Source organism: Candidatus Dormiibacterota bacterium, assembly GCA_036495095.1.
Lineage (GTDB): Bacteria > Chloroflexota > Dormibacteria > Aeolococcales > Aeolococcaceae > CF-96.
This window is the reverse complement of the sequence record DASXNK010000110.1, coordinates 1-9,242: the sequence shown is the minus strand read 5'-3', so window position 1 is coordinate 9,242 and position 9,242 is coordinate 1. Positions and strand designations below refer to the sequence as shown.

Annotated in this window: 8 protein-coding genes; 2 read left to right on the top strand and 6 right to left on the bottom strand. The window is 73.8% G+C overall.

Annotated features, from left to right (window positions below; all coding sequences use genetic code 11):
• The coding region (locus tag VGL20_12220; GenBank protein ID HEY2704447.1) for a hydroxymethylglutaryl-CoA synthase at positions 1-349 on the bottom strand (349 nt) is incomplete at its 3' end.
• Between the two features lie 179 nt (positions 350-528).
• Between VGL20_12220 and VGL20_12215 the strand changes: the two genes are divergently transcribed.
• Positions 529-1,740: a polysaccharide deacetylase family protein gene (locus VGL20_12215; protein HEY2704446.1), complete on the top strand. Its 1,212-nt coding sequence runs from the start codon at positions 529-531 to the stop codon at positions 1,738-1,740.
• A gap of 17 nt (positions 1,741-1,757) precedes the next feature.
• Here VGL20_12215 and VGL20_12210 read toward each other — a convergent pair whose 3' ends face one another.
• On the bottom strand, positions 1,758-3,515 hold the full coding sequence (locus VGL20_12210; protein HEY2704445.1) for an ABC-F family ATP-binding cassette domain-containing protein: 1,758 nt from the start codon (positions 3,513-3,515) through the stop codon (positions 1,758-1,760).
• Positions 3,516-3,562: 47 nt separating this feature from the next.
• Positions 3,563-5,299: an LLM class flavin-dependent oxidoreductase gene (locus tag VGL20_12205; GenBank protein HEY2704444.1), complete on the bottom strand. Its 1,737-nt coding sequence runs from the start codon at positions 5,297-5,299 to the stop codon at positions 3,563-3,565.
• A 128-nt stretch (positions 5,300-5,427) separates the two neighbouring features.
• Between VGL20_12205 and VGL20_12200 the strand changes: the two genes are divergently transcribed.
• Entirely contained in the window at positions 5,428-7,239 is a 1,812-nt protein-coding gene (locus VGL20_12200; protein HEY2704443.1) for an alpha/beta fold hydrolase, read from the top strand.
• A 44-nt stretch (positions 7,240-7,283) separates the two neighbouring features.
• Here VGL20_12200 and VGL20_12195 read toward each other — a convergent pair whose 3' ends face one another.
• The 3 genes from VGL20_12195 to VGL20_12185 are packed head-to-tail and all read right to left on the bottom strand — an operon-like array spanning position 7,284 to position 9,034.
• Positions 7,284-7,658, bottom strand: coding sequence for a hypothetical protein (locus VGL20_12195; GenBank protein HEY2704442.1), 375 nt, complete (start codon positions 7,656-7,658; stop codon positions 7,284-7,286).
• A 43-nt stretch (positions 7,659-7,701) separates the two neighbouring features.
• Positions 7,702-8,691: a hypothetical protein gene (locus VGL20_12190; protein HEY2704441.1), complete on the bottom strand. Its 990-nt coding sequence runs from the start codon at positions 8,689-8,691 to the stop codon at positions 7,702-7,704.
• A 1-nt stretch (position 8,692) separates the two neighbouring features.
• Positions 8,693-9,034, bottom strand: a complete 342-nt coding sequence (locus VGL20_12185; GenBank protein HEY2704440.1) for a hypothetical protein — start codon at positions 9,032-9,034, stop codon at positions 8,693-8,695.
• Positions 9,035-9,242 lie beyond the last annotated feature (208 nt).

The window sequence follows — 9,242 nt, the reverse complement described above, 5'->3', positions numbered from 1 at the left end:
CCCGGTCGGCGGCGATCAGCGCGGCGGCGGCGCCGCTGCGCAGCGACCCGCCGACATCGGCGGTGAGGGTGGCGTCGCCGCGGTCGAGGGCGGCGCAGAGCACCGAGCTCGAGGCACGCTCGGCGTCGGGCGCGGTGGTGCCGGCAACGTAGAGGGCGTCGACAGCCGCGGTGGGTAGGCGGTCGAGGGCGTCGGCGGCGAGGGTGAGGCTGTCCTCGTCGTGGCCGGCGACGGGGCGCGACCCGGGCCCGGAGCGGCGCCCCCAGGCGCCCGCCCAGGCGGCGCGGCTCAGCCGCCAGCGCGGCAGCGCCACCGCGAGCGCGCGCAGGCCGACACCCGACACGCTCATGCGAGCCCTCTCCTCCACTCCACACCGCCACCCTGCCGGCCGGCGCCACGGCGTGGCCGGGGCGAGGCGGACGATCCCATCATATCCGCCGGAGCCCGGGGCCTCCGGCCCGGCCGTCCGCGGCACCGCAACTGATGCGGCCGCGCCAGCGTTGACCACTCTGCATGCGCTCCTCGCCTTTGACGCGATTCGCCCACCGGCCCCGGCGGGTCGCCGCCCTGGTGGTGACCCTCGCCGCCGCCGCCACCGCCGGCGTCGTGGTCGGGGCCGCCACCGGGTCGCCGGCGCCGCAGCATCCGCTGGTCGCCTCGTCGCTGCTCCAGCCCGCCCCCGCCCAGACCGCAACCCCGGACGCCACCCCGGAGTCGGACGGTGCCGCCGAGCCCGACGACGTCACCGCCACCTCCGTCGCGACAGCGTCGCCCTCGCCGTCGCCGGGGCCCCGCCACGAGGGCGTCCCCGGCCACGCCCAGGGCGGCGCCGCCCCTCCGCCCCCCGCCGCCGGCCCATCGGTGACCGTCCCCATCCTCCTCTACCACTACGTCCGCACCAACCCTGTGGCCACCGACAGGGAGGGCTTCCGGCTCTCCGTGACCCCGGCCAACTTCGCCCGGCAGATGGCGCTGCTCCACGCCGACGGCGCCCACACCGTCTCGCTGGCGGACGTGATGCAGGCGCTCGCCGGCGGCACCCCGCTGCCCCCGCGGCCGGTGGTGCTGACCTTCGACGACGGCCACGACGACTTCGCCTACCGCGCCGTCCCGGTGCTCCAGGAGAACGGGCTCACCGCCACCTCGTTCGTGGTGCCGGGCTTCCTGGGGAGGTCGAGCTACATGACCGTCGATCAGCTCCACGCCGTGGTGGCCGCGGGGATGACGGTCGGGGCGCACACCATGCACCACGTCGACCTCGCCGCGGTGTCGCCGCAGGTGGCGGCCGACGAGATCACCCGGTCGCGCACCGTGCTGCAGCAGCTCACCGGCCAGCCGGTCGCCGACTTCGCCTACCCCTACGGCATCTTCACCGCCCGGGTGGTCGCGATGGTCGCGAGCGCCGGTTTCGCCGACGCCTCGACCACCGAGCCGGGGTCGCGCCAGTACGCCTCCCAGCCGTTCCTGCTGCGGCGCAACGAGGTGAGCGGCTACGACACCCTGGCCTCGTTCGCCCGGAAGGCGGGGCTGCCGCCGCCGGCCGCCGGCTGGACCGCGACCGCCTCACCGGCGCCGTCGGGCTCGCCGTCCCCGTCCCGCTCGGGGTCGCCCGGGGTCTGCCCGCGGAGCGGCACCGACCAGGGCCAGGAGCCGGCCGCCGCCGGGCACGACACCCCGAGCGCGTCGCCCTCCCCGAGCCCCTGCGCCACCGCCGGCGCACGCGGCCACCGCGGCGGGTAGGACCCTGGACAGCGGTCTCACGACCGCCCCGGCGACTCCCTGAGCAGACGCCGCATCCCCCGCGTGGCGGGGCGCTTGCGGGTCGACAGGTAGCGATCGAGCGCCTGCCCCGAGCGGGCCTCGACGCCCCCCTGCCCGTCGAGGAGCAGGAGGCCGTCCAGCCCGAGCGAGGCGAGGAAGCGCCGGTCGTGGCAGACGGTGACGATCGCCCCCCGATAGTCGCGGAGCGCCCGCTCGAGGATCTCGATCGTCGGCAGGTCGAGGTGGTTGGTGGGCTCGTCGAGGAAGATCAGGTCGGGCCGGCTGGCGAAGAACACCGCCAGCTCGATGCGGCGGCGCTCGCCGGCGCTGAAGCAGGCCATCGGGAAGTCGCCGATGTCGGTGAAGACGACGCCGGCGAGCAGCTCGCGGACGTCGTCCTCGCTGATGGCGGCGACCCGGCGGGCGTGGTCGACGACCCGCATCGTGGTGTCGGGGTCCGCGACCGACTGGGGGAGGTAGGCGGTGCGGGCGCCGGGGTCGCGCTCCACGGTGCCGCTCAGCGGAGGGAGGTCGCCGGCGAGGACCCGGAGCAGCGTCGTCTTGCCGGATCCGTTGGGTCCCGAGATCGCGATCCGCTGGCCGTGCTCGAGCGCGAAGGAGAGGCCGCCGAGCAGCTGCGGGCTCCCGGGATGGCCCACCGCCAGCCCGCGGCTCGAGAGCAGGGCCCCCTCCCGGCGGTCGATGCGCGGCACCACGATGTCCGGCCGGCGGGGCGGCTGCGGCTCGGTCAGATCGGAGAGCTGGCGCTCGATGCGGCGGCGCTGGACCGAGGCCCGGCGCGCCACCTTGGCGCCCCTGGCGTGGTGGAAGCCGCTGTCCGACTGGTCCTCGAAGCTCTGTCCCCGGCCGCTCAGCATCGCGGCGCTCGCCTCCAGGGCCTCGCGCTGCGCCGCCTGCATCGCGAAGGCGAGCGTGGCCTCCGCGAACTCCTCCGCCCGGGTCGCCGCGTACGCGCTGTAGCCGCCCTCGTACAGGGTCACCCCGCCGGTCTCCTCGTCGATGTCGAGGATGCCGTCGACGGTGTCGTCGAGGAAGTCGCGGTCGTGGGAGATGAGCAGGACGGTCGACGGCGTGCCCCGCAGCCAGTCGCGGACGAAGCCGAGGGTGCGATCGTCGAGGTTGTTGGTGGGCTCGTCGAGCAGGAGCAGGTCGGGCTGGGCGAGCAGGAGGCCGGCGAGCGCCACCTTGGTCGCCTCGCCTCCGCTGATCTGGGAGACGAGGCGCTGCAGCTCGGCCGCGCCCAGGCCCATGCCGGCGAGCAGGGTGTCGCGCTCGGCCGGGAACTCCCAGGCGGCGAGGGTGGTGAGCCGGTCGACGACGTCGCCGTAGGCGGCGAGGCCGTCGGTGCTCGTCATCGCCTCCGGATCGGCGGTCAGCGCGTCGTAGCGGCCGTGGAGCCGGGCCCTCTCGCCGGCCCGGGATTCGAGGTAGCCGGCGACCGTCGCCGCGGACTCGAGGGCGGCGGGGTGCTGGCCGAGGTAGCCGCAGGTCGCGCCCTCGGGGGCGGTGATCGAACCCCGGACGGTCAGGTGCTCGGGCGGCTCGGTGCCGGTCAGCCGCGCCAGGATGGCCTCCAGCAGGCTGGTCTTCCCGCTCCCGTTGCGACCCACCAGCGCCACCCGGCGCCCGGCACCCACGCTGAAGCGGGCGCCGTCGATGAGGATGCGCCGTGACGTCTCCAGGGTGAGACCCTCGACGTCGAGGGCCGCGGCGGCGAGGGTGGCCGTGCTCATGGACAGCATCATCGGCGCTCCCGGGACTCCGCCGCACGATGCGCCGGTCAGAACCCGGAGACGTCGCCGAACATCTCGGGCAGCCGCTGGGCCAGGGCCAGGTCGCCCTCGACGGTGAGGGTGCCCTCGATCAGCGCCCGTTCGGCCCTCACCTCGCCGGCGGCGATCCGCGCGAACAGCGCGGCGGGCATGCGGAAGGTGAGCGCCGGCACCGGCGCCAGGCCCCGCCGGGGGCGGGCGGCGCCGTCCTCCACGCGCAGGTACCAGGCACGGCCGCCGCGGCTGTCCTCGAGGACGTACTGGATGTCGCCGTGGAAGCCGCCCGCCCGCTCCGGGCGGAAGCTCCGCGCCATCCCCTGGAAGAGCACCCAGAGACCCGCCGGCGAGGCGACGGTGCGTCCCACGGCCGCGTCGCTGCGGCCGCGGACCGCGGCGGCGAGTGCGGCGCGGGTGGCGCTGCGGGCGCCCCGGGCGAGCGCCTCGCGGATCCCGCCGGCGCCGGCGGACGGCGCCGCGTGGGTCCAGGGCTCGCCGGTGGTGCTGACCACGTAGCCCCCCGGGTCGACCGCGCCGGGCGGCCGGGCGGGCGGCCGGCGCCGCAGCGCCCGCTCGCAGTGCTCGCCGAGCCGCTCCCGCTTGCCCGCCTCCTCCGCCTCGGCCTGCTCGGCGAAGTGGGGCAGCACCTCGGCGCCGAAGAGCTCGAGCGACTCGCAGATGTGCTCGTGGCGGGTGCGGCCGGTCTGGGAGACGAGGATGACCTGGTCGACGCCGGCGGCCCGGTAGCGCTCCAGCAGCTCGCGCACCTGGGCGGGGGTGCCGATCGCGCCGCGCAGCGAGCCGAGGCCGCGCTCGAGCAGCTTCATCCCCAGTGGCGCCGCCCCGGCGCTGACGATCTCGCGGGTGAAGCCGCGGCGGGATCGGTTGGCCTGGAACTCCTCCCAGACGTCGGTGACCCCGGGCCGGTGGTCGCCGAACACGTAGTAGTGGGCCAGCGAGTAGCCGAAGAAGTGGGCGCCGTCGATGCCCCGCTCGATCGCCGTGGCCTCGTCCGGATGGCACATGAAGGGCAGCACCACGGCGACGTTGGGGTTGACCGCGAACCCCGCGGGCACGCACTCCTCGGAGGCGATGATCGCGTGGTAGTCGTCGACCCACCGCCTCGCCTCCTCGGGCTCGACGAAGGAGAAGGAGAGGGCGCCGATGCCGCAGCGGGCGGCGAGGAGGATGGTGTCGCGCCGGCTGCACGCCACCCACAGCGGCGGGTGCGGCCTCTGCTTCGGCTTCGGCACCACGTTGCGCGGCGGCACCGAGAGGAAGCGGCCGCGGTGGCCGGCGAACGGGTCCTCGACCATCATCCGGGTGACCACGTCGAGGGCCTCGGCCCACTGGGCGCGCTTCTGCTCGCGGTCGACGCCGAAGCCGCCCAGCTCCATCTGCGAGCCCGCCTCGCCGGTGCCGAAGTCGACCCGGCCGCCGCTGATCAGGTCGAGGGTGGCGATGCGCTCGGCCACCCGGGCGGGATGGTTGAAGCCGGGGGGCAGCTGCACGATCCCGTGGCCGAGGCGGATCCGGGTGGTGCGCTGGCTGGCGGCGGCGAGGAACACCTCCGGCGCCGAGGAGTGCGAATACTCCTCGAGGAAGTGGTGCTCGACCTCCCAGACGTGGTCGATGCCGATCCGGTCGGCGATCACGACCTGCTCGAGCGCGTCGTTGAGGAGCCGCTCCTCGGCGCCGTCCTCCCAGGGCCGGAGCAGCTGGTGCTCGTAGAAGATCCCGAAGCGCATGTGCGTCCCCTGGGGCCGGCCCTCCCCTCGGCGGGGGATCGCGCGTCCCCCGGGCCGCTATCGTAGTGCCGGTCGGCACCGGACCCTGCCCGCCGGGAGGGTCGCAGACCACCGCGGAGGAGAGCCAGATGGATGGCGGCACCGGCACCCGCCGCAGGGCGCGGAGCCAGAACGGGCGCAGCCGCGCCGGTGCGACCCCCGTCAACCGGGCGAGCGGGGAGCGCCCCGCCGCCGCGACGCCGCCGCCGCCGCCGAGCCCGCCGCCCGAGCCCGAGACCGTCGAGGAGCGCGCCAGCGACGCCATCCTGGGAGCCAACCCCTTCCTCGGCATCGACCGCCGCGAGCAGGTGATGGCGCTGGGCCGCCTGGCCACCCGGCTGATCATGAACCCCGGCACCCTCACCCGCGAGAGCCTGTCCCTGGCCCGCGAGCTCGCCGCCGTCACCGTCGGGCGCTCCGGCGTCGAGCCCGCCCGGGGCGACCGCCGCTTCACCGACGCCACCTGGACCGAGCACCCCGCCTACCACCGCGCGATGCAGGGCTATCTGGCCTGGAGCCGCTCCGTCGGCAGGGTCGTCGACGGCGCCGGGCTGGACTGGCGCAACGCCGAGCGGGCGCGCTTCGCCGCCACCCTGGTCACCGAGGCGCTCGCCCCCACCAACACGCTCGCGGGCAACCCGGCGGCGCTCAAGCGCAGCTTCGAGACCGGGGGGCGCAGCCTGCTGCGCGGCGCCCGCAACATGGTCCACGACATCCGCCACAACCGGGGGATGCCGTCGCAGGTCGACCGCAGCCCGTTCGTGCCGGGAAGGAACATCGCGGTCAGCCCGGGCGCGGTGGTGTACCGCAGCGAGGTCTGCGAGGTGATCCAGTACACGCCCACCACCGCGGAGGTGAGGGCGCGGCCGCTGGTGATGATCCCGCCGCAGATCAACAAGTACTACATCATGGACCTGGCGCCGGGCCGCAGCTTCATCGAGAACGCGGTGAGCAACGGCGTCCAGTTCTTCGCCATCAGCTGGCGCAATCCCCGGCCGGAGCACCGCGACTGGGACCTCGACACCTACGTGCAGGGCTGCCTCGACGCCATCAGCACCGCCTGCGAGGTGACCGGGTCGAAGGACGTCAACCTCATGGGGCTCTGCGCCGGCGGCATCACCACCGCGATCACGCTGGCGCACATGGCCGCGGCGAAGGACCCGCGGGTGCACAGCGTGACCCTGCCGGTGACGATGCTCGACATGAGCGTGCCCTCGACCGCGGGCATGTTCTCGAGCGAGCGGCTCGCCGCCTCCGCGATCCGCCAGTCGCAGCGCCGGGGCGTGCTCTCGGGCGCGGAGATGGCGCGGGTGTTCGCGTGGATGCGTCCCAACGACCTGGTCTGGAACTACTGGGTCAACAACTACCTGATGGGCAACCCGCCGCCGGCGTTCGACATCCTCGCCTGGAACAACGACACCACCAACCTGCCGGCGGCGCTGCACGCGCAGTTCCTGCGCATCCTGGTCGACAACGCGCTCACCCGGCCCGGGGAGATCGAGGTGCTGGGCACGCCGATCGACCTCGGCGCGGTGAGGGTGCCCGCCTACGTGCTCGCCGGGGTGACCGACCACATCACCCCCTGGCGCGCCTGCTACCGGGCCACCAGCCTGCTCGGCGGCGAGAGCACCTTCGTGCTCAGCAACAGCGGCCACATCCAGGCGCTGGTCAACCCGCCCGGCAATCCCAAGGCGAGCTACTTCACCGGTCCCAGGCCGGGTCCCGACCCGGACGCCTGGCGCGCCGCCGCCACCGAGAACCGCGACAGCTGGTGGGGTCACTGGCTGGAGTGGGCGCGGGCGCGGAGCGGGCCGATGCGGCCGGCGCCGGAGCAGCCGGGCAGCCGCCGCCATCCGGCGATCGAGCCCGCCCCCGGCACCTACGTCCACGACCAGGCCTGAGGGTCACGGCGGGCTCCCGGTTCGGTGGTCGACCACGATGATTCTCATGACCTGACCAGGCGCCGGTACTCCTCGGGTGTCACTCGTTGCGCCCACAGATCTTGAATCAAACGCCACAGCCTCTCGGTCTCCGGCCCGAGAAATCGCTGCCATGCATCGTCGGGGATACCGTCCGCGGAGCTCGTATTCTGCAGGTCCTCGACGAATCCTTCGGCAATGAGCTCACGGACATCCTCGGTACCGCCTGCAGCGTGCCGTTCCACTTCATCGAACAATCGCCCGAGCTCGACGTCGCCCAAGGATGCCCTGTTGCTCACCAGCCACTGCACCAGGTTGCCGACCACGATATAGGGGTGCTCACGTGCATCGCGAAGCTCGTCCTGGCTCAGAGGGCGCAGGTGGGCAACCGTCGCGGCCATCCCTTCAATTGCGCGGGCTTGTTCCGTCAACGAAGGCACGTCGTCACCATGTGAGTTGCACAATGGGAAACTTCTCACTGGCCAACGCGGCCAGCAAGTCCTGCAGTAACACCTGGGCTACGTGCACATCGCTCGGCGAGGCCACGCTCATACTCCGCTCGAGCCACCGGCCGAGTTGCACCGCACGATCATATGCCTTTTGAACGTGCCCAGCCCCATCACGCACTGCATCGGCGGTACCGCCACGCCCCATCGTAGCACCGGGTCGAAACAGCTGATCAACGATGCTCCGAAGGTACGGGTCGGTAATGTTCCTGGGTTTGGTCGGCCCGTAACCGCCACGCCGTGCATCCGGTACAGTCCCCGTCCCACCCCTCCGCCCCAGCCGCCCACCCTCGACCAGGCCCCCCACCGCCCCGCTCAGCGCCAGGTCTCGGAGATTCCGCTCCCCATCCGCGAGCGCGAAGGCGATGCCCGTCGCGGCACCCCCGGCGGCGCCGTCGGCGAGGTCGGGACCCCTGATCGCGAAGTCCATGGCGAACCGCGCGGCGAGGGCACCCATCAGGTCGGCGAGCTCGGCGACCAGCGCCGTCATCCGGCCGATCGCGAGCTGGAACTCGCCGATCATCGCCGTCACGGTGGCCCCGAGCGCGCCGTCGGCCTCCATTGCGAGAGCGTCGGATGCACCCCCGGTGACAAGGGTCAGCCCGATCCCCGCGACGGTCGCGATGCCCACCGCGGCAAGCGCGTGGTCGTAGCCGCTCTGGGCGTCTTCGACCAGACCTGCGAAGACCCGCAGATGGTCCGCGTTGGTGTGGAGCCGGTGGTCCAGCTCGCTCAGGCCGCGCCGCACCTCGTCCCACCGCGCCCGGTGGAGGTCGGCGGCCGACCCGGACCATCCCTCCAGCAGGCCGCCGAGGTGCTGTTCCACCGGCCGGCTCAGGTGCCACACCTCCCAGGCGAGGTGGTCCCAGGCACGAGCGCCCGCGCGCAGAGCGTCCGGGTCGCCTCCGGGACGGCCGGGGAGATCCACCTCACGGGCCTCCGGGCGCGGTGATCGACGGACCACCACTCTCGGCATAGGCGTCCGCCACCGCGTCGAGGCTACGGGCGAGGCGCTCCCATGTGTCCTGCACGGCGCCGACGGTCTGCTGAGTCCTGCCGAACGCCGTGTCATATCGCGAGGCGAACCCGGCGTCCCCGGTCTGCTCGCCCAGGTCCCGGGCTGCGCCGGCGAAGTGTGCGGCGGCACCAGCGAGGGCGTCGGCGCCGACTCGCAGCGCATTCACCGCCTCACCGAAAAGGCGCAGGTCCTCGAGGCGAACGCTCGCGCCGTGGAACAGGATGTCCCCGCCCGGGTCCTCGGTTGCCGGCATCCGCCTCCCCGGCTCAGATCAGCGCCCCCCGCCGGGAGATTCTGACTGACCCACGACGCCCGAGTCCGCGTCGATCCCGTCCCCTCGGGGTTCGACCACAGGACGACAGACGTCCGCGGAGGAGGCGCGACCTCGTCGCCGCTCCCATCCCGCTCGCTCATGGTGCTCGGCAACCTCGCGGTGGCACCCGGGGTCAGCGGGCTGCAGG

Excerpts from the sequence above, each read along its gene's own strand:
- VGL20_12195 (HEY2704442.1), bottom strand. The coding sequence starts at position 7,658 with ATGGCCGCGACGGTTGCCCACCTGCGCCCTCTGAGCCAGGACGAGCTT.
- VGL20_12210 (HEY2704445.1), bottom strand. The coding sequence starts at position 3,515 with ATGAGCACGGCCACCCTCGCCGCCGCGGCCCTCGACGTCGAGGGTCTC.
- VGL20_12205 (HEY2704444.1), bottom strand. The coding sequence starts at position 5,299 with ATGCGCTTCGGGATCTTCTACGAGCACCAGCTGCTCCGGCCCTGGGAG.
- VGL20_12185 (HEY2704440.1), bottom strand. The coding sequence starts at position 9,034 with ATGCCGGCAACCGAGGACCCGGGCGGGGACATCCTGTTCCACGGCGCG.
- VGL20_12200 (HEY2704443.1), top strand. The coding sequence starts at position 5,428 with ATGGATGGCGGCACCGGCACCCGCCGCAGGGCGCGGAGCCAGAACGGG.